We start from the raw sequence: 23,511 nt of genomic DNA on the forward strand, positions 1-23,511 counted from the left end.
GTTTGCGAGTTCACCCGAGCATCCGAACGAGGCTGGCGAGGAACAGGAGGAGAAGCAGCGCGACGAGCAGCAACAGCGCGGTGAGTTTCGCCCCGGGGACGGAGCAGCGCCCGTCGGACCGTACGTCGCCCTTCCCGAGACGCTCCCGCGGCCGGCTCGGCAAGGTCACGTTCGCGCTCCCTGGCCGGACCGCGACGGGTCCGGGGGGTGACGAACCGCGACCGCATCGACATCGTTCGCGTCGGGCGCGGTCGACCCCTCGACGGTCGCGTTCCCCGCCGGCGTCGAGTCGTTTTGGTCCGTCTCGGTTTCGTTCGTCGCCGGCGTCGAGTCGTTTTGGTCCGTCTCGGTTTCGTTCGTCGCCGGCGTCGAGTCGTTTTGGTCCGTCGGCGGGACCGTGGCGTTCTGTTCAGTGGGTGGGACCGTGGTGTTCCCGACGGTCTCCGTGCCGTTCGCCGCCGCCGATGTCCCGTTCTCTCCCACAGCGGTCGTCCCGTTCTCGACGGGGGCGGTCGCCACGGCGAACCCGCTTCCGCTCGACTCGTTGACCTCGCTCAGTTCCTCCGGCGTCTCGAACGTCGTCGTCACGTCGACGCCGGCCGAGAGGACCGCCACCGTGGCCCCGCCGGCGAACGCGACGCTCCACACCAACACGGCCAGCGCGACGAGCGCGACGAGCGCGACGAGCCCGCGGTTCGCGGGCATCAGTCCACCTCTCCGGCGGCGTCGGGGCGTGCTGTCGGCGTCCGTACCGGTGCCGACTCGTCCGGTTCCACGCGCTCTTCGCCCGTCGCGACCGCCGCCGAGTCAGTCCCGTCGGCTTCCGCATCGATCTCGTCGGAATCCGCGTCGCTCTCGGAGACCCCGCCGTCGGCGGCCGTTTCCGACGCGTCGCCCTCCGACTCCGACGCGGCGCTCCGAACGCTCCGGTCGAGCACGCCGCTCGCCGGCACCCACGTCGCGAGCGCGCCGAACAGGAGCGTCGCGGCCGCGACCGCGACCGCGATCGCGGCGGCGCTCCGGAGCTCGAACGCGACGTACGCCGCGTACGGAGCGAAGACGGCGAGTACCGCCGCCGCGCCGCCGACCGCGTCGACCGAGACGCCGCCGGAACCGCTCGCGTCGGTCGCTGCGGCCGTCGGGGCGAGCTCGGGCTCGGCTGCGAACTCGAACGCCGCCGTCTCGGCGTCCCCTCCGCCGACCGGCTCTCCGTCCGGATTTACCGTCGCGGTGGCCGGCGACTCCGCGCCGTCGCGGCCGCGGACGATCGACCAGACCTCGGTGACCGCGAGCAGGCCGAAGGGGAGCAGCACCAGCGCCACGAACCCGACCCGGGTGCCCGCGAACTGGATGACGTACCCGATGTACGGGATCGTCAGCGTCACCGCGCCCACGAGGTTGCCGGCGGGGACGAGCCCGGGGTCCGGCCCCTCGTTGGCGTCGCCCATCGTCTCGAAGGCGAGCGCCCCGCCCTCGTCGACGACGTCGATCACGCGGTGTGTCACCGGCACCTCGCTCGTGCCCCGCATGAACGTGATCACGTCGCCCTCGGCGATCGCGGCCGGGTCGCGGTCGGCGACGATCACCACGTCGCCCGGCGCGATGGCGGGCGTCATGCTCGCCGTGAGCACGACGAAGCTCTCGTCGGCGCCGACGACCTCGGGGGCCGCGTACGCGGCGAACGGCGCGACGAGCGCGATCAACAGGACGATCCCGAGTACGTTCGCCGCGCGCTTCGTCCGTGGTGATGTGAGTATGGTTGTCATCAGTTCGCCTCCGTGTCGCCGTCTTCGCCGCCGTCGTTTCGACCGCTACTGTTCCCGTTCCCGGACCTGCCTCTGTCTTTCCCGCCGGCACCGTCGCCGTTGCCGTTCCTGCTCTCGTCACCGTCAGGAGAAGTACCGCCACCCTCCTCGGCTTCGCTGTCGCGGGCGCAGACGCTGACGGTGACGTTGCTGACCCCGTACCGCTTGCCGTTGGTGGGGTTACGCGGCGCGAACACGACCGCCCCCGTCTCTGGAGACGCCGGATCGATATCGACGGGATCGGGGTTCCGGTCCGGTCCGCCCTTGATCGCCACGGAGCACATGTCCGGCCCCGGCTTCCCGTCGGCGTCCCGAAGCCGGAACGCGACGCCGACGACCTCGCCGTCGTCCTTCGTCTCGACCTCGGTGATCTCGATCTCGTGTGGCCCCGCGCCGTCGAGGATCATCTCCAGCGACAGGACGTCGCCCGGCGCGGTCGACCCGCCGAAGTCGGCCTTCCCGAACTCGACGCACCCGGGGCAGTCCGCCTCCGACCCCTCGCAGACGACCCCCGCGAAGGGGTTCGCCCCCGGCGCGTTCGCCTGCTCCTCCGTGACGTGGCGGCACTGCTCGGCGTACAGCCGGACCGTCAGTTCGGTCTCCTTCCCACCGACGTCGGGCGAGTCGGCCGGGAGATACGGGGCGACCTCGACGACGATCGGACCGCCGTCGGGGTCGAGGCAGCCGGCGTCGACCCGCCGCCCGGTCGCGAGGTCGCGCTCGACCTCGGCGAGGGGGCGGTAGCCGCCCGTCAGCGACTCGCCGTCGACGACGACCTCGACTTCGAGGGCGTCCCCGAGCGGGTCGCCGTCGGGGCATCGCGTCGCGAGCCACACCCGGACCGGGTTCGCCGACGCTCCGACCTCGAACCGCTCGGGCTCGGGGCGACCGTCGAACGTCGTCCGGTCGACCGCGAACGGACCGACGGTGACGGTCCCGTCCGTGGGGTCGCCGTCCACCGTCAGTCCGACCGCGCCGGCGCCGAAGGCGTTGTCCGGGAACGTCTCCCGGTCGGCGAGGTACGCGCCCGTGCCGAGGCCGCTCGCCATCCCGACCGCGCCGACGCCGCCGATCCCGGCGAGGAGCCGGCGGCGGCTCAGTCCGCTCGGGCGCCCCTTCTCCTCCTCTCCGGGAGTCATACGCCGCCTCCGGCGGTGTCGCCCTCCACGTTCGTCTCGAAGGGGTTCCCCTCGGAGCCGCACTCGTCGGCGGCGAACTGCACGATGAAGTCGAGCGCGCCGCCCTGTCCGGCGTTGCCGCCCTCGCCGGTAAACTCCCACTCGACGGTCAGACAGCGCTGCTCGCCGGGGGCGAGGCAGCCGTCGCCGAGCAGGCCCGGGCGCAGTTCGACGCCGTCGGCGAGCGCGGACCCGTCGATGTCCGCGAGCGTCTCGTCGGCGATCAGTTCGCCTGCGCTCGCGAACTCGCCCTCCGCGCCGCCGCAGCTGCCGACGCCGAATATCCCGGTATCCTGTCGGACCGTGAGCGCGATGCGCTCCGCGAGCGCGGCGCTCGCGTCGTCGGGGTCGTCGAGCCCGGGATCGATCCGCAGCCACACGCGGGCGGTGTCCTCCGGGTCTTCGAGCCGAAGCCCGACGCTCGCCGTCCCGTAATCGCCCGGCAGCGCGTTGTCGACGTCGACGAGCCGGACCCCGGCCGCGCCGATGTCGTCGACGGCGCCGACCGGGCTCGAACCGACGGCCGTCCCGTTCTCCGTGCGCCGCCACCCGACGAGCAGGTTCAGCGGCGTGTCCGTCTGGGCGTACGTGTAGTCCGTGTACTCGTCCCAGTTGTCCGTCCCCGTCCGCCGTCCGGAGGCGGCCCCGAGGGTCGCGAAGCCCACGGCTCCGGCGCCCGCGAGTGCCTCCCGCCGCGTGAGTCCCGATTCTTTCTGTGTCATTGTGTGTCGTCGCGGCTCCGGACGGCCGTTTCGTCGGTTCCCTCTCCCTTCCCGTCTCTCCTACCCTCACCGCGGTCGTATGTATGCGCGACCTACTCGGCCGGTCCGGCGTCCGTACCCGATGGTACGAGGATCGTACCCGGCCGCGCTCCTCCGGTTCGGCGTTCGCGCCGTCCGGCGCGTCCGCCCAGTACCCCGGCGGGAGCTCCGGCGCTCAGGCGGGGGTCAGCTCCGGACCCGAGCCGTCGTTGTGGCGCGCCTGCTCGGTGTAGAAGCTGAGGTCGAAGGCGAGCGTATCGCCTTGGATCTCGTTGCCCACCTCGAGGGGAAGCTCCCACTCGAGTGCGACGCAGTGCATCACGCCGTCGCCGCGGAACGCGTCGCGGTCCGGGTCGTCCGCCGGGTCGCTGAGCTCGTCGTACAGCGTCGCGCGGTTGCCGTCGAGCGGGATCCCGTCCCCGTCGGCGAGCTCGGCGAGGACGTTCGCGAGCGTGTCCTCCATGATGACCTTCTCCTGCGTGGCCTGCGCCGCGAGGTTGCCGAACACCGTCGGGATGTTCAGCGGGTCGTCGAGGTCGTTGAAGAACAGCGGGTCGCCGCCCGCCCCGCCGGCGGGGCCGGCCATCGATTGGAGCGTGCTCGCGCTGCCGTCGACGTTGATCGTGAACAGGTCGGTCGCGGGGCTCGGCGACGCCGCGCGGGCGTCGTCGGCCGCCGCGGTGGGCGAGGAGAACGTCGTCGAGCCCGTCCCGTTGAACGACTCGCCGTCCGAGAGGACGACGTTCTGCTTCGCGACGCCGGTCCGGCCGTTCGCGTCGAGTTCGGCCTGCGCGTCGTCGACGCCCTCGCCGATGTACGTGCCGGTCGCGATACCGCCGCCGCCCACGAACGGGTCGGGGTTCCCGTCGCCGTCGAACGGCGTCGAGCCCGCGCCGCCGCTCACGACGTTCGCGAGCTTCTGCCGCAGGTTCGTCAGCGCGCCGTCGACCACGGAAAGGTCGTCGGTCAGGGGCTGTAAGATCCCGGTCCGGGGTTCGTTGTCGCCGCCCTTCTCGCCGTCGAAGTACGCGACGCCGACCTCAACGTCCGCGTTCGAGCTCTGGAGGAAGTCGATGAACTGCCGGGTGCCGAGCTCGACGAGGTCGATCTTCGTCGTCTCGCCGTAGGTGGTCCCGTTGATCGCGATGTCGTCTCCGTTCACCACGCCGCCGAACTGGTCGTACAGCATCGAGCCCGAGAAGTCGAGCGTCAGCATGATGTCGACCGGCTCCGCCGGGTCGTAGACGTTGTCACAGTCCTCGTCGTACCAGAGGCGCGCCTCGATGGCGTCGCCGAGGTCGCCCATGTTGTCCGGGTCGACGAGCAGCTCGGGCTCGGTGGCGGTGCCGCCGTCGTCGTCGACGTTGGCCGCCTGCATCCAGATGTAGCCGGGGTTGTCACAGAGGTGGAGCGAGAAGGTGATCTCGCCGGAGTCGCCGGGCTTCACGTCGGTGAGCTGAACCAGCGTCTCCATCTCCTCGCCCGTGACGGGGTCCGTGCCGAAGTCGGCCTCCGACAGCGGCGGGATGTTCTCGCAGGTCAGCACCGGGAGGTTCGCCCCGTTGCTGTCCGTGTCGTCCTCGTCCGGGAAGTCGCTGTACTTGAACACCTCGTCGTCTATCTCGACCGACTGCTCGCCGTCGCCGTCGTGGTCGGGGTGCGCGCTGACGAACTGGCGGCCCTCGCCGAAGTCGTAGGTCTGCTGCCAGTCGACCAAGAGGTCGAGCTGGCCGGCGGTCAGCTGGTTGCCCTCGAACGACTCGGTGTCGTTGAAGTACGCCGTGGTGCCTAAGCCCGCTCCCGCCGACGCCAGCCCGACCGCGCCGAGGCCGGCCAGGACGGTCCGCCGCGAGAGTCCGATTGTGTCGATGTTGTCTTTGTCGTTCATGAGTGTAATTCCCCGTAGGGAAGTCCCACCGACGGAGTCGAACCGTCGTCCCGGCCGCCCGCGCGGGTCCGGAATGGGTAGTGGTCGTTCGGACGGGCGTCACGGCGCCCGCCGCGGCCTCGCGCCGGTCAGACGTTGATGACCCCCGACGCGTCGGTCACGTTGTCGATGGCCCCGCGGCCGTCGTTCGAGCTGTTCGGTATCGCCGCGACGCCCTCGCCGCCGTCGCCGGCGAAGACCTCGTTGACGGTGAACTGGGTCGGGACGCTCGACAGCGACGGCAGCCCGCTCGTCCAGTCGATGACGAACGTGTAGGTCAGCTGGTCGGCGCTCTCGACCGCGAGGAACCCGGGCGCGTCCTCCGCGGCGGTGTCGAAGCGGTTGTTGTTTCCGCCCGTTCCGATATTCCGGCGGATGTACCCACCGGGACCGCTCGCGCCGCTCGTGCTGTTCCCGACGCCGCCGACGCGGGCACCGGCGCTCGAGCCGCCGAAGCCGAACCGGAAGTCGTCGTTCGGGCTCTCGCCGAGCCCGTCGGTGTCGACGTCGAAGTTCGCCTCGACGACGTAGGAGTTCGGGTTGCTCGGCCACTCGCCGGCCCCCGAGCCGTACACGTCGCCGTCCAGCTCCACCTGCACGACCGTGGTCGGGCCGCTGCTCACCCGCGCGGTGAGCCAGCTTCCCTCGGCCTCGGCCTGTTCGTCGCCGTCGCGGTCGACGCCCGGACCGGAGTCGGTGGTCAGGACGGTGTCGAACTCGACGCAGGGGTTGTGGGTCCCGTCGTTGTGGCGAGCCTGGACCGCGTAGAACTCGAAGTCGAACATGACCGAGTCCGTCTGGATCTCGTTTTCGACGCTCGTCGGTACGAACCACTCGAAGCAGACGCACTGCTCGTCGACGTTCGGTTCGCCGTCGGTGAATGGCTCGGTGACGCCATCGAAGGTGGGACGATCCGCGAGCGGCGCGTTCGCGTCGCCGTCGCTGGACAGCGGGACGCCGGCCCGGAGCGCGAGCATCACGTCCCGCAGCGAGCCGGAGACGATCTCGTCGCCGATGTCGTTGCCGCCGTCGCCGTCGTCGGTACAGTACGAGACGGTTACCTGCATCGCGTCCGCGAGGTCCCCACCGGGGGTCTCGTCGTCGTCCATCTCGGGTTCGGTCATCCCGTTCTCGTCGTTCGCGGTCAGCTCGCCGCACATCCACATGTACGCGGGGTTGTCGACGATCGAGAAGCAGAACTCGCCCTCGCCGGAGTCGCCGGGCTTCAGGTCGGAGACCTGGATGCTGAGGGGTTCTCCGTCACCGCCGCCCATGACGTTACCGTCCATGAACGTTCCGGGCTCGGTGGAGTACTGCGCGTAGCTGCCCTGGTCCTCAGAGTAGTCGACGTGGACGAACAGGTCCAGCGAGCCCGCCGTCAGCGTGTTGTCCTCGAACGTTTCGGTGTCGTTGAAGTACGCCGTGGTGCCGATGCCCGCGCCCGCGGAAGCCACGCCGACCGCACCGAGTCCGACCAGCATCTTGCGCCGCGATAGTCCGATTTTGTCGTCGTTCATTGTGTATCATCCCCGAAGGGAACTCCCGGCGGCGGTCGCGAACCGCCGCGTCGGCCGCCCGAAGGCGCCGAGCCGGGAACCGGACGTGTCTCGTCGTCCGGGGCCGCGCTGCTCCGAGGAACTAGCTCGAGTTGCTCACGTTGCCGGTGCCGTTGGGTGCGGGACCGGGGCTGGTGCTGTTCACGTCGGTCCCGTTGAACGCCACCTGCGGATTGTCGTTGTGCCGCGACTGCTCGGCGTAGACGGCCAGATCGAAGCTCACGGAGTCGGTCTGGATCTCGTTGCCGACCTCCGCCGGGAGTGTCCACTCGAAGCCGATGCACTGCGTGGTCGCGCCGGGGTACGGCTGGCGGCCCTCCTCCTGGCGGTTGCCGTCGAGCGCCTCGCCGTCGGCCAGCTCCGCGAAGACCTCGCTCATCGTGCCGGAGAGGATCTTCTGCTCGCCCGCGAGGACGATCTGCGCGATCTCGGCGTAGACGGTGTCGAGGTCGGCCGGGTCGGGCGCGACGAAGGCGTCGTCTGGCGAACTCGCGAGGCTCTGGAGCAGCGAGGTGTTCGCGCTCCCGAGGGCGATCGTGAAGATGCGGATGCCCGCGTTCTTCGCGGCGTCCGCCGCGGTGTTCGCGGCGCTGGCGCTGGAGTTCCCGTCGCTCAGCAGGATCATCACTTTTGAGGCGCCGGGGGTGGCGTTGCTCCCGTTGAGGAGCTCGTCCGCACCAACGTCGATACCTAGGTCGATGCTCGTGCCGCCACCGTCGCTGTAGGCGTTGATGGCGTCCTTGACGGCCTGGTAGTTCGTGGTCAGCTCCTGGTCGAGCGACGCGGAGCTGTTGAACGAGATCGCGGCGGCCTCGTCCGGGGCAGAGAGGTTGTCGACGAACCCGTTCGCGGCGGCCTGGAGGTCGTCGATCGAACCGCTCATCGAGCCGGAGACGTCGCTGACCAAGGCGACTTCCAGCTCCTGCTGCTGTCCCGTGCCCGTGGGCTCGTACACGTTGTCGCAGTCCTCGTCGTACCAGACGCAGACCTCGATGGCGTCCGCGAGCTCGCCGATACCGTCGGCGTCTTCGCCCTCGTCTTCCATCTCGGGCTCGGACTGCCCGTTCTCCGCGTTTTCGGTCAGCTCGCCCGCGAGGTAGAGGAACGCGGGGTTGTCACAGATGTGGATGCTGATCGTCACTTCGCCGGAGTCGCCGGGCTTCACGTCGTCGAGCGTGAAGATCGGGATCCCGTCGCCGTTGACGAGGTACTCGTCCGCCTCGGGCGAACAGAAGTCGAAGTCGTCGTCCATAACGAGGTCCTCCCACGCCTGCATGTCCGCGGGGCTGGGCGCCTGATCGAGCAGGTACCGGCCGTCGCCGAGGTCCTCGGCGTCCGGGTAACCCATGTCGACGACGTCGTCCAGACGGCCGGGGCCGCCGAGGTACGTCGACTTGTAGTCGAGCTTCAGGTCCAGTTCGCCCGCGGTGAGCGTGTTGTTGGTGAACGACTCGGTGTCGTTGAAGTACGCCGTGGTACCGAGTCCCGCGCCCGCGGACGCGACGCCGACCGCGCCGAGGCCCGCGAGCACCTTGCGCCGCGAGAGTCCGATTGTGTCGTTTGTGTCTTGGCTCATGGTTTCTCCCCCGACTCGCCCCCCGTCCGCGCTGGGCTGAACCGAATCGGTTACTCTCCCCTCCGAGGGATACCGACGTAGTTACGCACTCCCACGTCACCGCCGAACGCCCGATTCCAACCGATAGAACGTCTCATGTCGCGGGTCAAAGGAGACGTTCGACCGGCGGTCCGGCGTCCCTACTCCGGCTGATCTCGACCGTAAGCGGTCCGTACCGCCGCCCGCGAACGCGGCACGCAGACCGTACTCGTCGGGGCGAATCCGACAGGAGAGTCGTACCTTCGCCCCTCATCGGCGGCTCCGCCGGGCAGCGAGCCCATACATATAGCCTCGTCAGTCGCACAGGGTGACAGAATCCGGACGCCGCCGAGCGCGGCCGCCCAGAGCCCCATCATGAAACTCCGAAACGACGTCCTTCCGGCCGAACAGGTGTATGCCATCCTCGCGAACGAGCGCCGACGGCGCGCCATCGAACAGCTCGGCGCCGTCGGCGGGACGGTCTCGGTCAACGAGCTGTCGACGCTCGTCGCGGGCCGCGAGACCGGGGAGAGCCCGCCGCCGACGCGCTGCCGCGAGAGCGTGTACACGTCGCTGGTTCAGACGCACCTGCCGAAGCTGGCGGACGCGGGCGTGATAACGTACGATCGCGACTCCCAGACGGTCGAACTCTCGCGCCGCGCGCGCGACGTGCGGCTCTACACGGAGATCCTCGCGCCCGGCGGCGCGACGTGGTCGGAGCTGTACCGCGCGCTCGCCGTGGGATCGCTGACCGTCGTGCTCGCCGCGCTCCTCGACGCCCCGCTCGTCTCGGCCGTCGACCCGGTGCTGTGGACCAGCCTCGCGCTCGGCGCCTTCGCCGCCGCCAGCGCGGTCCAGCTGTGGGTCAACCGGTTCTCGGTGCTGCGCCAGCTGCGCCCCCGGCGATCCGACCAGAAACGCTGACCCGCCCGAAAAAACGGCGATCCGCCTGGAAAAAACAGTCCTCGTCCTCCCCCGCCGCTCCGCCCCCTCCGCCGCTACTCCTCGGCGGTCGCGAGCGACGCCGGCAGCCGGAGCTCGAACAGCCGGGCGTCACAGCCCGCGCAGCGTCCGGCGACGGCGTCGTAGCTGGAACAGCAGGACTCGACGATCCGCTCTTCGAGCGCCACCTCCCCGGCACAGGTGGGACACTCCTGGACGAACAGCCGCAGGGCGCCGAGCACCGCGCTCCGGTCCGCGAGCGGCAGGGTCGCCCAGTCGTCGCGGGTCGCCGTCAGCACGCGGTCGGCCGCGACGTCCGCCCTGAACGCCGCGCGTGACTCCCAGTGGCCGATCCGCTCCCCGTCGGCGTACGCGAACGCCGCGCCGCCGCGCCACTCGATCGACAGCGCGTCGCGGTCGAGCCCGGTGAGTTCCGCGAGTTCCCCGAGGTCGTCGCGGGCGTCCCGGCCGCGGGCGTCCCGGTTCCCGTCGCCGTTCGTCTCGCCCGTCTCGCCGCGGACCGACGCGCGCCACGCCGCGGCGAAGTCGGGCGCGAACGCGAAGTCGTCGCCCGCCGGCGTCTCGACGAGGGCACCGGTCCCGAGGAGGTACTCCTCGGGGTTGACGTCGCCCGTCGGACGCGCGTCCCGGCCCGCCACGCCCGGCGCCTTGCCGAACAGCGCGAGGACCCGCTCGGGGAGGTAGCGCTTCGTGAGTTCGGGCGTCCCCGGAACGAGGTAGCCGCGGAGCCAGATCGCCGCGAGCGAAGCGACGAACACCCCAGCGCCGAGGCCCGGGCCGACCAGTCCGCCCGCGGCGAGCGCCGCGCCGACGGCGATACAGACGTTGACCGCTGTACAGGGGAGACAACGGTTCGCGCCGGTGTACTCTGGTCGGCGGAGGCGGTCCAGCGGTCGGCGGCCGGCGCGTTCCGCCGGCCGGTCCGGCGCTTTCGTGTCGTGTGACGTAGTCATCGCCGGTCGTTCGCGCCGAACGATCGTATGTATGGAGTCCCTACCGTCGGGCCGGCGGCCGCAGAACCCGTTGTCCTCCCTGTAACCGATCAACACGGTAGGCGGTTAAACCCTCGAAGAGCGCGAGTTCAGAGACATACCGCCGACGCCGACGCGACATATTTCGCCGGGCGTCTATTCTCGAATATTATAGAAAATGATATGTCCTTCGGTACCAATTAACGAAGTAACCGGTTTTATGAGTCTCCCATGACGCCCCAACTCAAGACGCCAGCACGGGTTCCAGACGACGAGGAGGGGCCGTCCCGCGACGAGATATTCACCGCGCTGAGTAACCGGCGGCGACGGAACGTGATCAAGTACCTGAAACGGGCCGGCGACGACGCCCGCGTCAGAGACATCGCCGAGCAGCTGGCGGCGTGGGAGAACGACCTCGAGATCCCAGAGGTGACGTACAAGCAGCGCAAGCGAGTGTACACGGCGCTTCACCAGTCGCATCTGCCGAAGCTGGCGGCGAGCGGGTTCATCGAGTACGAGTCCGACCGGGGGCTGGTGTCGCTCACCGACGAGAGTCGGCAGCTGGAGGTGTACCTCGAGATCGTCTCGGACAACGAGATCCTCTGGAGCGAGTACTACGTCGGGCTCGCGGTCGTCTGCGGACTGCTGGCGGCGGCGGCGTGGGTCGGCACCGTCCCGTTCGGCTCGGTGTCCGGGTACGCGTACGCGCTGCTGTTCGCGCTGCTGTTCGGCGTCTCCGGGCTGATACACCGGACAATAACGCGTCGCAACCGGGTTGAATAGCGCCGCCCCGTCGCGGCGTTACACCCGCAGGGTTTTAGCCGCGCACGGCGGGAGTACGGACATATGGCAACGGGGATCGTCGGGGAGTTCCTCGATCTCAAGGCGGAGACGGACGCGGACGTCCTCGCGATGCAGTGCGGCGACTTCTACGAGTTCTTCGCGGACGACGCCGAGCTGGTCGCCGACGAGCTCGACCTGAGCATCTCACAGAAGTCCTCCCACGGCTCGTCGTACCCGATGGCGGGCGTGCCGCTCTCGGAGCTGACGCCGTACGTGAACGCCCTCGTCGAGCGCGGCTACCGGGTCGCGGTCGCGGACCAGTACGAGACCGAGGGCGGCGACCACGCCCGCGAGATCGTCCGGGTCGTCACGCCCGGTACTGTCCTCGAGACGAGCGACGACGACGCGCGCTACCTCGCGGCTGTGGTCCGCGAGGAAGGTACGGATCCCGACGCCGACGGCCCCTACGGGCTCGCGTTCGCCGACGTGACCACGGGGCGGTTCCTCGCCACGACGGTCGACGACGGCAGCGATCTGCGCGCCGAGCTGTACCGGTTCGACCCCGCGGAGGTGCTCCCCGGGCCGCGCGTCCGCAACGACGACGAGCTGCTCGAGGCGGTCCGCGAGGACCTCTCGGGACGCGTGACCGCGTTCGACGCGGAGGCGTTCGCGACCGGCCGCGCGCAGCACGCCGTGCGCGAGCAGTTCGGCCGCGAGACGACCGACAGCGTCGGGCTCGACTCCGAACTCGCGGTCCGGGCCGCGGGCGCCGTCCTCTCGTACGTCGAGGAGACGGGCGCGGGCGTGCTGGCCTCGATGACGCGGCTCACCGCGTACGGCGCCGACGACCGCGTCGACGTCGACGCGACCACCCAGCGCAACCTGGAGATCACGGAGACGATGCGGGGCGACGCCGACGGCTCGCTGTTCGACACGGTCGACCACACCGTCACCGCAGCCGGCGGCCGGCTGCTCCGCGAGTGGCTCACCCGGCCGCGGCGCGACCGCGAGGCGCTCGCGGCCCGGCTCGACGCGGTCGAGGCGCTGGCGTCCGCGGCGCTCGCCCGCGACCGGGTCCGCGAGGTCCTCGGCGACGCCTACGATCTCGAACGGCTCGCGGCGCGCACGACGAGCGGAAGCGCGGGCGCGCGAGAGCTGCTTTCCGTCCGCGACACGCTCGCGCTGCTCCCGGACCTCGCCGACGCGATAGGGGGGACCGCCCTCGCCGACTCGCCCGCGGCGGCCGTCCTCGACCGCGTCGACCGCGAGCGGGCGGCCGCGCTCCGCGAGGAGCTCGCCGAGGCGCTCGCCGAGGACCCGCCCAAGGCGAAGACGGGCGGCGGGCTGCTGAAGGCGGGGTACGACGGGGAGCTCGACGAGCTGATCGAGCGTCACGAGGAAGTGAAGTCGTGGCTCGACGGGCTCGCGGAGCGCGAGAAGCGGCAGCACGGCCTCAGCCACGTCACCGTCGACCGCAACAAGACGGACGGCTACTACATCCAGGTGGGGAAGTCGGTTGCCGACCAGGTGCCCGAACACTACCGGGAGATCAAGACGCTGAAGAACTCGAAGCGGTTCGTCACCGACGAGCTCGCGGAGAAGGAGCGGGAGGTCCTCCGCCTGGAGGAGGCCCGCGGCGAGCTGGAGTACGACCTGTTCGAGGAGCTGCGCGAGCGCGTCGCCGAGCGCGCCGAGCTGCTCCAGGACGCCGGGCGGGCGGTCGCCGAGCTCGACGCGCTCGCCTCGCTCGCGACCCACGCCGCCCGGCGGGACTGGACGCGCCCGGAGCTGACGACGGAACGCCGGCTCGACGTCGAGGCCGGGCGCCACCCCGTCGTCGAGGGGACGACCGACTTCGTCCCGAACGACCTCCGGCTCGACGCCGAGCGCGGCTTCCTGATCGTCACCGGGCCGAACATGAGCGGGAAGTCGACGTACATGCGGCAGGCGGCGCTGATCCAGCTGCTCGCGCAGGCGGGCTCGTTCGTCCCCGCCCGCGCGGCCGAGGTGGGGCTCGTCGACGGCATCTACACCCGCGTCGGCGCCCTCGACGAGCTGGCGCAGGGCCGGTCGACGTTCATGGTCGAGATGCAGGAGCTGTCGAACATCCTCCACTCGGCGACCGCGGACTCGCTCGTCATCCTCGACGAGGTCGGCCGCGGCACCGCCACCTACGACGGCATCTCCATCGCGTGGGCGGCGACCGAGTACCTCCACAACGAGGTCCGCGCTCGGACCCTCTTCGCCACCCACTACCACGAGCTGACGACGCTGGCCGACCACCTCCCTCGTGTCGCGAACGTCCACGTCGCCGTCGACGAGCGCGACGGGGAGGTGACGTTCCTCCGCACCGTCCGCGACGGCCCGACGAACCGCTCGTACGGGGTTCACGTCGCGGACCTCGCGGGCGTCCCCGACCCCGTCGTCTCGCGCGCGGACGAGGTCCTCGACCGGCTCCGCGAAGAGAAGGCCATCGAGGCCCGCGGCTCGCGGAGCGGGGGGAGCGGCGACGGCGCGGGCCCGGGCGACGGCGACACAGGGGGCACACAGCAGGTCGTCTTCGACCTCTCGTCCGGATCGTTCTCGGAGGGCGCTGACGCCGACGGGAGGTCGGCGGCCGACGCCTCGACCTCGGAGGCGGGTCGAAACGGAGCGGCCGCCGGATCGACGTCGCCCGGTTCCGACGCAACCGCGGGGGCCGCGGGCGACTCCGTCGAGACCACGGAGGCCGCGGCGGCCGACCGGCTCGACCCCGAGACCCGCGCCGTGATCGAGGAGCTGAGCGACGTCGACGTGGCGTCGACCCCCCCGGTGGAGCTGCTCTCCCGGGTCCAGGAGTGGCAAGAGCGGCTCGACTGACCGCGGCGCGGGACGGACGCGGGTGCGTCTGACGTAAGAACTAATGTCTAACCTCGTCGTGTGGTGTGTATGGGCATCATGAGCAAGATCCTCGGCGGAAGTGGGAGCCGCTCCGTCGACGATTACGTCGAGCTCGACGCGGACGACTTCGCCGACGCGCACGCGGAGACGGGCACGCAGGTACACTTCGCCGAGATCGGCGACCAGAGCGACGTCATCCCGATCAAGGATGCGGTGTACGACGGCGACTTCGTCATCGCGGACATCACCCGCCACTCCACGTCGGACCGGACGATAGAACACGTCTACGACGAGCTCCGTCAGGTGGTCCAGGAGGTCGACGGCGACATCGTCCAGAAGGGCGACGACCAGATCATCGTCACCCCGACCGGCGTGAAGGTCTCCCGACAGAAGCTGTAAGCGCCGCGGTCCGGCGGTCTCGGTCCGCCTCTCGGTCCGTCGTCGCGCCTTTCCGCACCCGATTCGGTCCCACCGGTCGAACCGTGTCATATATGCCGTTCTCCCGCCCACGTAGAGTCGAATGGACGAGCCGGTCCTGCTGACGGGCGCCGGCGGACGGGTGGGACAGGCCATCCTCCGCGGTCTCGGTGACGAGTACGACTGGCGGCTCCTCGACCGCGAGCCGCTCCCGGCCGCGAAGGTGCCCGACGGGGTCACCGACGCCGACCGGTACGTCGCCGACATCACCGACGAGCGCGCCGTCCGCGAGGCGGTCGGCGACGTCGGCGCGGTGATCCACCTCGCCGGCGACCCCCGGAAGACGGCGCCGTGGGACTCCGTCCTCCGGAACAACATCGACGGGACGCAGGTCGTGATGCGCGCGGCCGCCGACGCGGGCGTCAAGCGGTTCGCGTTCGCCTCCTCGAACCACGCCGTCGGCGGCTACGAGACCGAGGACCGCACGCCGGACCTCTACCGCCCCGAGGACGACTACCGGCTCGACGGCAGCGAGCTCCCCCGCCCCGGGAACCTCTACGGCGTCTCGAAGGCCGCGGGCGAGTCGCTCGGGCGCTTCTACCACGACGAGTTCGGAATGAGCGTCGTCTGCGTCCGCATCGGCAACCTCACGAGAGACCACCCGCCCCGCGAGTACGAGCGCGGGCAGGCGATGTGGCTCTCGCACCGCGACTGCGCGCACCTGTTCGACCGCTGTCTCCAGGCCGAGTACGGCTACGAGATCGTGTACGGCATCTCGAACAACGACCGTCGCTACTACTCCATCGAGCGCGCCCGCGAGGCGCTCGGCTACGACCCCGCCGACAACTCCGCCGACTACACCTTCGAGGGCAAACCCAAGTCCGACAGCGACACCGAGACGAACGGCGGTCGCTACGACGGCGACTCGTTCGCGTCGGACGCCGATCGGCCCGCACCCGAGTCGCCCGCCGAACCCAACTTCCCCGCCGACCCGGACGACGCCTGACCGGCTCGAAGCGCTCAGAACAGCCCGTCGACGTCGTGTCGCTTCCGCGCCTCCCGATCGACGTGATCGCCCAGCCGCGCGGCCACCTGCGGCCGCGCGTCCGGCGTCCGGAGGTACGCGAACAGTAGTTCCGCGAATTCGGTTTGTCCCGTCCCGCGCTGTTCGCGAGCGAACTCCGCCGCTCTCGCGAGCGTAGCCGGGTCGCCCGGCTCGCCACCCCTCGCGAGCGCCGGCCCCGCGAGCCCGGCCGCGTCGAGCGACAGACCGCCGAATTCCGGCGTCTCATCGTCGATACGGACCCGCGGCGCGGTCGCCGAACCCGTGTCTCTCGGAGCCGCAGCGAGCCGCTCCGCCCACTCTCGAACGGGACCAAGCGCGACCCCGCGCGGATCGGAGACGCTCGCCAGCGCCGCGACGGCGTCGTCCGCGCGCTCCGTCGCCCCGGACCGGTCGCCGTCGCTCGCGCGGTGCGCCGCCGCCGCGGTCGCGGCCAGCCCCCGGAGCAGTCGCTCGACGTCGTCGCTGTCGTCGCCGTCCGATGGTTGCCGTTCACCTTCCCAGACGTCGCGGGCGGTGAGGAACTGCCCCTCGTTGAACAGCGCGGCGCCGGCGGTGATCACGACTGACGCGGAGAGCGGCTCGCGCGCGCTCCGGTCCGGATCGGAGTCGCGGTCGGTCACGCCTCGGGGTCGACGGCGGCGAGTGATAAATGCCGAGTTCTGGGGTCGACAAGGCGGAGGGGAAGCGTCAGTGGGGAAGCGGAGGGGGAAGCGTCAGTGGGGAAGCGGAGGGGGAAGCGTCAGTGGGGAAGCGGAGGGGGAAGCGTCAGNGGGGGAAGCGTCAGTGGGGAAGCGGAGGGGGAAGCGTCAGTGGGGAAGCGGAGGGGGAAGCGTCAGTGGGGAAGCGGAGGGGAGGCGTCAGTGAGGGGGCCCGGTCGTCGCCCGCGCCGGACACGTCAGGCCTCTCGGACGGCGCCGTCGTCGTCCGGCAGGCGGAACGTCCGGTCGACCGCGGTCGGGTGGCGCCGGTGAAGCGCCGCGCCGGCGACGGCGCCGCAGAGGGCCGCCAGCGCGACCGCGGCGGCGATCGGGAACGAGAGGGCGGCGACCGTCGCCACCGGCAGCGCCGCGAAGGCGATCATCGCGCCGCGCGACGGGAGCGGTTCGGCCGGGTGCGGGGTCGCGTGCGGGTCAGGGTGGTCGGGGTGGGCGGTGCGTCTGGAGGGGGATCGGTCTGCGTTCATCGACGGATGTGGATCGTGGCGCGAGGCGTGCGCCTCGCAGTTGGCGTCGGTTCGGCCGCCGGCGACCGCACCGCGCGGTCTCCGGGCGGCGAAGCGGGGTCTCGGGGCGCCGGGGAGAAGACGGCGCTCGCCGCGGCGGACGAGCGGGCCGTCCCCGCGTCGGGGTCACGCGGCGACGGCGCCGAGGAGAGCGGCGACCGGTCCGCGGGCCCGTTTCCGGACGCTCCGGCGGGGGGCGAACGTCGGGGTGGGATCGCGGACGATCATGGTATCGACCCGGCGGTGGGGGACCGGCCGGGCGTGGTACTATCGACAGACGGAACCGAGTTAATAGTTGTTCGTGTGTGCGAAGCAATAGCGTGCTCTCCCCGTCGCCCCGATCCGGCCGACCGGAGCGCCCACCAGTACACTAAGGGGGGCGGAGCGTGTATCGACGACAGACGTGTCCAGTAGCCTGCTGCCGGTGATCGCGGTGATACTCGTGTCGGGGCTCGCCGTCCAGCTGCTCGCTCACCGGCTCCGGGTGCCGAGCGTCATCTTCTACCTCGCGATCGGGGTGGTGTTGGGGCCCGAGCTGCTGGGGTTGGTCACGCTGGAGACGTTCGGCGACGGACTGGAGATCATCGTCGGACTCAGCGTCGCGATCATCGTCTTCGAGGGGGCGTTCGCGCTCCGGATCGACCGGATCCGGCGCGCGTCGACGGTGTCGCTCCGGCTGGTGACGATCAGCGCGGTCGTGATGTTCCTCGGCACCGCGGCGGCGGTCCGCGCGTTCACGGACGGCACGTGGGAGATCGCGCTGCTGATCGGCGCGCTGCTGGTGGCGACCGGCCCGACCGTCATCACGCCGATCCTCAACGTGGTCCGGGTGCGGGACCACGTCGCGACCGCGCTGGAGACGGAGGGGATCGTCAACGACGTGACGGCCGCGATCGTCGCGGTCGTGATCTTCGAGACGCTGCTGCTCGACGACCTCGGCGTCCCCGCGACGGTGCTGTCCTTCCTCCAGCGGTTCGGCGTCGGCGTCGCCGCGGGGCTGCTCGCCACCGTCATCATCTACGTGTTGCTGGAGAGCGACCTCGTCCCCGAACGCGACGTGCAGGCGTCGCAGTTCCTCGTGTTGTCGGCCGCGATCGGGTCGTTCGCGGCCGCCGAGGCCGTCGCCGCGGAGGCTGGCATCGCGGCCGCGGCGACGAGCGGGATCCTCCTCGGGAACCTCGGGATCGACAACCGCGAGGAGATAGAGACGTTCGCGGAGAACACCACCACGATCGTCTTGTCCTTCGTGTTCATCTCGCTCGCGGCGTTGATCGACGTCGAGGCGATCGCGGGGCTCGGACTCGGCGTGATCGCGCTCGTCGCCGTCATCATGTTCGTCCTCCGGCCGCTGGGGGCGTTCCTCGCGACCGTCGGCGTCGAGCGGTTCACCCGGCCCGAGCGGCTGTTCATCGCGAGCGTCGGGCCGCGGGGGATCATCCCGGCGAGCGTGGCGACGCTGTTCGCCATCGAGCTTGAGCTCGCGGGCAGCGTCGCCGCCGGCGAACTGCTCGTCGGCACGGTGTTCGCGGTCATCTTCGCGACGGTCCTCGTCGAGGCGGGGCTCGCGCGGCAGATCGGAGAGTTCCTCGGAGTGTCACCAATGCGCACGATAATCATCGGCGGGGGTCGGGTCGGCCAGGCGCTCGCCACGCGACTGGAGAACAGGGGGGAGTACGTCGTGGTCGTCGAGTCGGACCCGGACGTCGCCGAGCGGGCGCGCTCGGAGGGGTACACCGTCTACGAGGGGGACGGCAGCGACACGGAGACGCTGCGCGGCGCCCACATCGAGGACGCCAAGCGGTTCATCACGACGACGAGCGACGACGACATCAACCTCCTGGCGTGCCAGCTCGCGATCACCAAGTTCGACGTCGCCTCGGTGTACTCGCGGGTGAACGACCCGGACAACGTCGACGCCTTCGACAGCATCGGCGTGACGGGTATCGACGCCACGACGGCGACAGCGGTGGCCATCGACGACGAGATCGAGCGGCCCGCGCTCACGCACTGGATGAACGAGCTCGGCGACAGCCACGACGTTCAGGAGGTCGAGGTGACCTCCCGGGAGCTCGCGGGCAAGACCATCCGCGACCTCAACGCGCAGATTCCGGACGGCACCTTCGTCGCCGTGGTGAGCCGCGACGGCGAGAATCACGTCCCCTCGGCGGACAGCGTCCTCGAAATTGGTGACCACGTGACGTTCATCGGCGACACGGACGCGGTCCGCCGCGCGATGGACCGCTTCCACCCGCACGATTAAGACGTAGAGCGGGTGGTTCGGGCCGTTCGTGAAGTGAGGATATGAGAGGTCGGGCTGTTGATCGCCTGTTTATAAATGGCCGAGGCTGATTCGGTGACCTCCGCTCAATCTCCGATTGCTCGCTTATAAATAGCGAACCGATGAGCGGCGATGACGGCCGCCTAACCTCCAGCCGCTCGCGTATAAATAATCAACTACGGATCGGTGGCGGACACCGCCAAAGCCCCAGCCGGGAGGCCGCCGTACGCTCGCTGTGCTCCTCGGTCGCTCACTCCGTTCGCTCCCTGCGGTGCTTGCGTCGCCTACGGCGGCCTCCCGGATGCCCCTTTGAGTCCCACCCGGCCGCGACCGCACAGCACCTCACCCCTCCCCAGCCCCGTCGCTGGCACCCTCCGCTTCGCTCCGGGAGCCAGCGACTCCCTCGCGCGTGCTGCTCGGCCGCGGAGCGGCCTCGCAGGCACGCGCCACCCCACAACTAACTGAGCATGTCGCGTAGGATCTACACATAGCTCGCAACCGTCGTAAAGTTGTAATTAAAGAACGTCCTGACGGAGTCTCACGCGAGCGAAGCGAGCGTGAGGCACGTCAGGACGTGAACGCAGCGGCTGTCGAACGAAGTGAGACAGCCGCAAAGTGAACGTCCTGACGGAGATTTGAACTCCGGTCCCTGGCTCCGCAAGCCAAGAGGATAGTCCACTACCCTACCAGGACTCATCTCTACGTATCGTGGTAGAACTTAAGACGGTTACGGTCCGGCGGCCGCGTGCCTGCCGTCCGCACGGTCTCCCCGCGTCGGATGAACACCTTTTGTATCGACGGGCCCCATGAGCCTCTATGAGACGCCTTCGAGCCGCGACCGCGACCCGCGTCGGTCGCCCCGCCGACCGGTCGGGTTCCGGCGCGGACCCCGGGCAACGGCAACGCTTATGCGCGACCTCGCAGACCACGGAGGGACGAGCATGGGAGCCATAGAGGAGGTGTACGAGGACCTCGACACCGACGTCGAGTTCGAGGAGTTCGAGGCCGCCGTCGAGGACAAGGTCGAGCAGATGGGCGGGCTCGCGGACGAGGAGACCGCCGCGATGCTCATCGCGCACGAGCTGCGCGACGAGGAGGCCGACACCATCGCCGACATCGAGCCGGGGATGAACGACGTGAAGTTCCTCGGGAAGGTGACCGCAATCGGCGAGGTCCGGACCTTCGAGCGCGACGACGAGGAGGCCGAGGAGGGCCGCGTCTGCAACGTCGACGTCGCGGACGCTTCCGGCTCCGTCCGGGTCGCCCTCTGGGACGACATGGCCGCGGCGGCCGAGGAGGAGCTGGAAGTCGGGCAAGTCCTCCGCGTCATGGGCCGCCCGAAGGAGGGGTACAGCGGCCTCGAAGTGAGCGCCGACAAGGTCGAACCGGACGAGGACGCCGAGGTCGACGTCCAGGTGCTCGACACCTACCGCGTCGAGGACCTCACGCTCGGCGCGTCCGACGTCGACCTCGTCGGCCAGGTGCTCGACACCGACTCGATCCGGACGTTCGACCGCGACGACGGCAGCGAGGGGCGCGTGGCGAACCTCACGGTCGGCGACGAGACGGGCCGCGTGCGCGTGACGCTGTGGGACGGCAAGGCCGACCTCGCCGAGGAGTTCGAGGCCGGCCAGGTCGTCGAGGTCGGCGACGGCTACGTCCGCGAGCGCGACGGCGACCTCGAGCTCCACGTCGGCGACCGCGGCACCGTCGAGCGCGTGGACGAGGACGTCGAGTACGTCCCGGAGACGACCGATGTCGCCGACCTGGAGATCGGCGAAACCGTCGACGTCGGCGGCGGCGTCATCGAGACGGACCCGGTGCGCACCTTCGACCGCGACGACGGCAGCGAGGGGCAGGTGCGCAACGTCCGGATCAAAGACGAGACGGGCGAGATCCGCGTCGCGCTGTGGGGCGACAAGGCCGACCGCGAGATCGAGCTGGCCGACCGCGTCGTCTTCACCGACGTCGAGATCCAGGACGGCTGGCAGGACGACCTCGAGGCGTCCGCGAACTGGCGCTCGACCGTCACGGTCCTCGACGAGGGGAGCGACGCGGCGGCCGGCGTCGCGGACGGAGCGGCCGGATCCGACGGCTCGGGGGGGAACCGGGCCGGCGGCGACGGGGGCGATCGCGGCGCGGACGAGACCGGTCTCGGCGCCTTCGCCGAGGACGGACAGAAGGCGGCCGCCGAGGCCGTCGCCGGCGAGAGCGGTGAGGACGAGGGGGGCAGCGCGAGCGGCGGCGCCGCGGCCGCGACGGCGGAGCGGTCGAGCGAGGGCGTGGAGTTCACCGGGACGGTCGTCCAGACCGGCGACCCGGTCGTCCTCGACGACGGGCAGCGGACGAAGACGGTGGACACCGACGCGAGCCTCCGGCTCGGCGAGGAGGTAACCGTCCGCGGGGCGGAGCGCGACGGCACCATCGACGCCGACGACGTCTTCTGACGCGGACGCGTCCTCTGGCCCCGACGGTTCCCGTCCGGATCCGGCGGGGATGCGGCTAACGGAAAGCGTTATACGATACACGGACGCGACTGTGTGTATGAGTGTCGAGTTGCCGTTCGCGCCGGTCGACGGGATCATCCGGCGGAACGCGGGGGAACTCCGCGTCAGCGCGGACGCCGCCGAGGAGCTCGCGCGACGGATCCAGTCGCACGGCGCGGAGCTGGCCGTCGACGCGGCCGAGCGGGCGACCGCGGACGGTCGAAAGACGCTGATGGCCGCGGACTTCGGCGTCGAGCAGGTCGTCAGCCGGGAGGACCTCACGCTGCCCGTCGCGCCCATCGACCGGATCGCTCGGCTCCGGATCGACGACCGGTACCGGGTCGGCGTCGACGCGCGGGTCGCGCTGGCCGACATCCTGGAGGACTACGCCGACAACGTCGCGAGCGCGGCCGCGACGCTGGCCCGCCACGCGGACCGACGGACGGTACAGGCCGAGGACATCGAGACGTACTTCGCGTTGTTCGAGTAGATGCGGTTCGGCTACAGCGACCGGTGTCTCGACCACGACACCGGCGAGCGACACCCGGAGAACCCGGACCGGCTCCGCGCGATCCGCCGCGGCCTCGCGAAGCGACACGGCGTCGAGTACGTTGAGGCGGACCCCGCCGAGAAGGCGGCGGTCACGGCGGTCCACGACCCCGACTACGTCGACGAGCTGGAGTCGTTCGTGGCGGACGGCGGCGGGAGCTGGGACCCCGACACCGTCGCCAGCGACGGGACGTGGGACGCCGCGCTCACCTCCGCCGGGCTCGCACAGTGGGCCGCCCGCGAGGCGCTTACCGGGTCGACCGGCCGACAGACGCCGTTCGCCGTCGGTCGCCCGCCGGGCCACCACGCCGTCACCGACGACGCGATGGGGTTCTGCTTCTTCAACAACGCCGCCGTCGCGGCCCAGACCGCGCTCGACGAGGACCTCGCGGACCGCGTCGCGATCTTCGACTGGGACGTCCACCACGGGAACGGGACGCAGGACATCTTCTACGACCGCGGCGACGTGTTCTACGCGTCGATCCACGAGGACGGACTGTACCCGGACACGGGCGACCTCGACGAGACCGGCGAGGGAGACGGCGAGGGAGCCACCGCGAACCTCCCGCTGGCGGCCGGCGCCGGCGACGCCGACTACCTGTACGCCGTCGACGAGGGGATCGCGCCCGCGGTCGACAGATTCGACCCCGACCTGCTGATCGTCTCGGCGGGGTTCGACGCGCACCGCCACGACCCCATCTCGCGGATGCGCGTCTCCTCGGAGGGGTACGCGCTGTTGACCGATCGGATCCGGTCGCTCGCCGACGACGTCGGCGCCGCCAACGCGTACGTGCTGGAGGGCGGCTACGGCCTCGACACGCTCGCTGAGGGCGTCTCCATGGTCCACGAGACGTACGACGGGCGGACGCCCGTCGCGACCGACGAGGACCCGGACGCGAAGACCGAGACGCTCGTCGACGACCTGCTGGCTGAACTGGACCTGTAGGTCGGGAGCGGAACCGCCGTCGGATGCGCTTGTTCCTACCGCTCCTCGTTCGTTGTTGCGGCAGCGAAAGACGCCCGGAGCGGGATTTGAACCCGGAGGACTTCGCTCACTGCGTTCTCGCTCGTCCTC

20 protein-coding genes and 1 tRNA gene are annotated in these 23,511 nt (G+C 70.5%); 9 read left to right on the top strand and 12 right to left on the bottom strand.

The window, feature by feature from the left end:
• Positions 1-10: 10 nt before the first annotated feature.
• From C466_RS16820 to C466_RS14405, 8 genes are all read right to left on the bottom strand, one after another.
• A complete protein-coding gene (locus C466_RS16820; protein WP_159358103.1) occupies positions 11-169 on the bottom strand; it encodes a hypothetical protein in 159 nt (52 codons plus the stop codon).
• Positions 166-705 carry a RodZ family helix-turn-helix domain-containing protein gene (locus C466_RS14375; protein WP_004599116.1) on the bottom strand — a complete coding sequence of 180 codons (540 nt, stop codon included), beginning with the start codon at positions 703-705 and terminating at the stop codon, positions 166-168. Before C466_RS14375 ends, C466_RS16820 begins: the two co-directional genes overlap by 4 nt.
• Entirely contained in the window at positions 705-1,766 is a 1,062-nt protein-coding gene (locus tag C466_RS14380; protein ID WP_004599857.1) for a signal peptidase I, read from the bottom strand. The genes C466_RS14375 and C466_RS14380 overlap by 1 nt, the downstream gene beginning before the upstream one ends.
• On the bottom strand, positions 1,766-2,944 hold the full coding sequence (locus tag C466_RS14385) for a hypothetical protein (RefSeq protein WP_004599114.1): 1,179 nt from the start codon (positions 2,942-2,944) through the stop codon (positions 1,766-1,768). Before C466_RS14385 ends, C466_RS14380 begins: the two co-directional genes overlap by 1 nt.
• Positions 2,941-3,705, bottom strand: coding sequence for a hypothetical protein (locus C466_RS14390; RefSeq protein ID WP_004599113.1), 765 nt, complete (start codon positions 3,703-3,705; stop codon positions 2,941-2,943). The genes C466_RS14385 and C466_RS14390 overlap by 4 nt, the downstream gene beginning before the upstream one ends.
• A 214-nt stretch (positions 3,706-3,919) precedes the next feature.
• On the bottom strand, positions 3,920-5,632 hold the full coding sequence (locus tag C466_RS14395; RefSeq protein ID WP_004599112.1) for a SipW-dependent-type signal peptide-containing protein: 1,713 nt from the start codon (positions 5,630-5,632) through the stop codon (positions 3,920-3,922).
• A gap of 128 nt (positions 5,633-5,760) precedes the next feature.
• The gene (locus C466_RS14400; RefSeq protein WP_004599111.1) at positions 5,761-7,188 is read right to left on the bottom strand and encodes a SipW-dependent-type signal peptide-containing protein; all 1,428 of its coding nucleotides are present in this window, start codon (positions 7,186-7,188) and stop codon (positions 5,761-5,763) included.
• A gap of 121 nt (positions 7,189-7,309) precedes the next feature.
• Positions 7,310-8,803, bottom strand: coding sequence for a vWA domain-containing protein (locus C466_RS14405; RefSeq protein ID WP_004599858.1), 1,494 nt, complete (start codon positions 8,801-8,803; stop codon positions 7,310-7,312).
• 393 nt (positions 8,804-9,196) lie between these two features.
• Here C466_RS14405 and C466_RS14410 point away from each other — a divergent pair, with 393 nt between their 5' ends.
• Positions 9,197-9,745: a DUF7344 domain-containing protein gene (locus tag C466_RS14410; protein WP_004599109.1), complete on the top strand. Its 549-nt coding sequence runs from the start codon at positions 9,197-9,199 to the stop codon at positions 9,743-9,745.
• A gap of 74 nt (positions 9,746-9,819) precedes the next feature.
• Here C466_RS14410 and C466_RS14415 read toward each other — a convergent pair whose 3' ends face one another.
• Positions 9,820-10,737: a hypothetical protein gene (locus C466_RS14415; RefSeq protein WP_004599108.1), complete on the bottom strand. Its 918-nt coding sequence runs from the start codon at positions 10,735-10,737 to the stop codon at positions 9,820-9,822.
• Positions 10,738-10,986: 249 nt separating this feature from the next.
• Between C466_RS14415 and C466_RS14420 the strand changes: the two genes are divergently transcribed.
• From C466_RS14420 to azf, 4 genes are all read left to right on the top strand, one after another.
• Entirely contained in the window at positions 10,987-11,538 is a 552-nt protein-coding gene (locus C466_RS14420) for a DUF7344 domain-containing protein (RefSeq protein WP_004599107.1), read from the top strand.
• Between the two features lie 63 nt (positions 11,539-11,601).
• On the top strand, positions 11,602-14,397 hold the full coding sequence (gene mutS / locus C466_RS14425; protein WP_004599106.1) for a DNA mismatch repair protein MutS: 2,796 nt from the start codon (positions 11,602-11,604) through the stop codon (positions 14,395-14,397).
• Between the two features lie 69 nt (positions 14,398-14,466).
• Positions 14,467-14,817 (top strand): cell division protein SepF, encoded by a 351-nt coding sequence (locus C466_RS14430; RefSeq protein ID WP_004599105.1) that lies wholly within the window; start codon positions 14,467-14,469, stop codon positions 14,815-14,817.
• 121 nt (positions 14,818-14,938) lie between these two features.
• Positions 14,939-15,841 carry an NAD-dependent glucose-6-phosphate dehydrogenase Azf gene (gene azf / locus C466_RS14435; RefSeq protein WP_004599104.1) on the top strand — a complete coding sequence of 301 codons (903 nt, stop codon included), beginning with the start codon at positions 14,939-14,941 and terminating at the stop codon, positions 15,839-15,841.
• Positions 15,842-15,855: 14 nt separating this feature from the next.
• Here azf and C466_RS14440 read toward each other — a convergent pair whose 3' ends face one another.
• Both C466_RS14440 and C466_RS17390 read right to left on the bottom strand, forming a co-directional pair.
• The gene (locus tag C466_RS14440; protein ID WP_004599103.1) at positions 15,856-16,521 is read right to left on the bottom strand and encodes a DUF309 domain-containing protein; all 666 of its coding nucleotides are present in this window, start codon (positions 16,519-16,521) and stop codon (positions 15,856-15,858) included.
• Between the two features lie 275 nt (positions 16,522-16,796).
• The gene (locus tag C466_RS17390; RefSeq protein WP_239641233.1) at positions 16,797-17,084 is read right to left on the bottom strand and encodes a hypothetical protein; all 288 of its coding nucleotides are present in this window, start codon (positions 17,082-17,084) and stop codon (positions 16,797-16,799) included.
• A gap of 463 nt (positions 17,085-17,547) precedes the next feature.
• On the opposite strand from C466_RS17390, the gene C466_RS14450 reads away from it, so the two are divergent.
• Positions 17,548-19,383 carry a cation:proton antiporter domain-containing protein gene (locus C466_RS14450; protein WP_004599101.1) on the top strand — a complete coding sequence of 612 codons (1,836 nt, stop codon included), beginning with the start codon at positions 17,548-17,550 and terminating at the stop codon, positions 19,381-19,383.
• A 638-nt stretch (positions 19,384-20,021) separates the two neighbouring features.
• Here C466_RS14450 and C466_RS14455 read toward each other — a convergent pair.
• Positions 20,022-20,094: transfer RNA gene (locus C466_RS14455), tRNA-Arg, on the bottom strand.
• A 248-nt stretch (positions 20,095-20,342) separates the two neighbouring features.
• Here C466_RS14455 and C466_RS14460 point away from each other — a divergent pair.
• From C466_RS14460 to C466_RS14470, 3 genes are all read left to right on the top strand, one after another.
• Positions 20,343-21,848, top strand: a complete 1,506-nt coding sequence (locus tag C466_RS14460; RefSeq protein WP_193366056.1) for a single-stranded DNA binding protein — start codon at positions 20,343-20,345, stop codon at positions 21,846-21,848.
• 97 nt (positions 21,849-21,945) lie between these two features.
• Positions 21,946-22,377, top strand: coding sequence for a histone family protein (locus C466_RS14465; RefSeq protein ID WP_004599099.1), 432 nt, complete (start codon positions 21,946-21,948; stop codon positions 22,375-22,377).
• The gene (locus C466_RS14470; RefSeq protein WP_004599098.1) at positions 22,378-23,382 is read left to right on the top strand and encodes a histone deacetylase family protein; all 1,005 of its coding nucleotides are present in this window, start codon (positions 22,378-22,380) and stop codon (positions 23,380-23,382) included.
• The last annotated feature ends 129 nt before the right edge of the window (positions 23,383-23,511 follow it).

This window comes from Halorubrum distributum JCM 10118 (assembly GCF_000337335.1).
Lineage (GTDB): Archaea > Halobacteriota > Halobacteria > Halobacteriales > Haloferacaceae > Halorubrum > Halorubrum distributum.

Bases quoted from the DNA above. Each gene is read 5' to 3' on its own strand.
- C466_RS14385 (WP_004599114.1), bottom strand. From the start codon at position 2,944: ATGACTCCCGGAGAGGAGGAGAAGGGGCGCCCGAGCGGACTGAGCCGC.
- C466_RS14460 (WP_193366056.1), top strand. From the start codon at position 20,343: ATGGGAGCCATAGAGGAGGTGTACGAGGACCTCGACACCGACGTCGAG.
- C466_RS14470 (WP_004599098.1), top strand. From the start codon at position 22,378: ATGCGGTTCGGCTACAGCGACCGGTGTCTCGACCACGACACCGGCGAG.
- C466_RS14390 (WP_004599113.1), bottom strand. From the start codon at position 3,705: ATGACACAGAAAGAATCGGGACTCACGCGGCGGGAGGCACTCGCGGGC.
- C466_RS14405 (WP_004599858.1), bottom strand. From the start codon at position 8,803: ATGAGCCAAGACACAAACGACACAATCGGACTCTCGCGGCGCAAGGTG.
- C466_RS14380 (WP_004599857.1), bottom strand. From the start codon at position 1,766: ATGACAACCATACTCACATCACCACGGACGAAGCGCGCGGCGAACGTA.
- C466_RS17390 (WP_239641233.1), bottom strand. From the start codon at position 17,084: ATGAACGCAGACCGATCCCCCTCCAGACGCACCGCCCACCCCGACCAC.
- C466_RS14375 (WP_004599116.1), bottom strand. From the start codon at position 705: ATGCCCGCGAACCGCGGGCTCGTCGCGCTCGTCGCGCTCGTCGCGCTG.
- C466_RS14465 (WP_004599099.1), top strand. From the start codon at position 21,946: ATGAGTGTCGAGTTGCCGTTCGCGCCGGTCGACGGGATCATCCGGCGG.
- mutS (WP_004599106.1), top strand. From the start codon at position 11,602: ATGGCAACGGGGATCGTCGGGGAGTTCCTCGATCTCAAGGCGGAGACG.
- C466_RS14395 (WP_004599112.1), bottom strand. From the start codon at position 5,632: ATGAACGACAAAGACAACATCGACACAATCGGACTCTCGCGGCGGACC.
- C466_RS14415 (WP_004599108.1), bottom strand. From the start codon at position 10,737: ATGACTACGTCACACGACACGAAAGCGCCGGACCGGCCGGCGGAACGC.
- C466_RS14420 (WP_004599107.1), top strand. From the start codon at position 10,987: ATGACGCCCCAACTCAAGACGCCAGCACGGGTTCCAGACGACGAGGAG.
- C466_RS14410 (WP_004599109.1), top strand. From the start codon at position 9,197: ATGAAACTCCGAAACGACGTCCTTCCGGCCGAACAGGTGTATGCCATC.
- azf (WP_004599104.1), top strand. From the start codon at position 14,939: ATGGACGAGCCGGTCCTGCTGACGGGCGCCGGCGGACGGGTGGGACAG.
- C466_RS14400 (WP_004599111.1), bottom strand. From the start codon at position 7,188: ATGAACGACGACAAAATCGGACTATCGCGGCGCAAGATGCTGGTCGGA.
- C466_RS14430 (WP_004599105.1), top strand. From the start codon at position 14,467: ATGGGCATCATGAGCAAGATCCTCGGCGGAAGTGGGAGCCGCTCCGTC.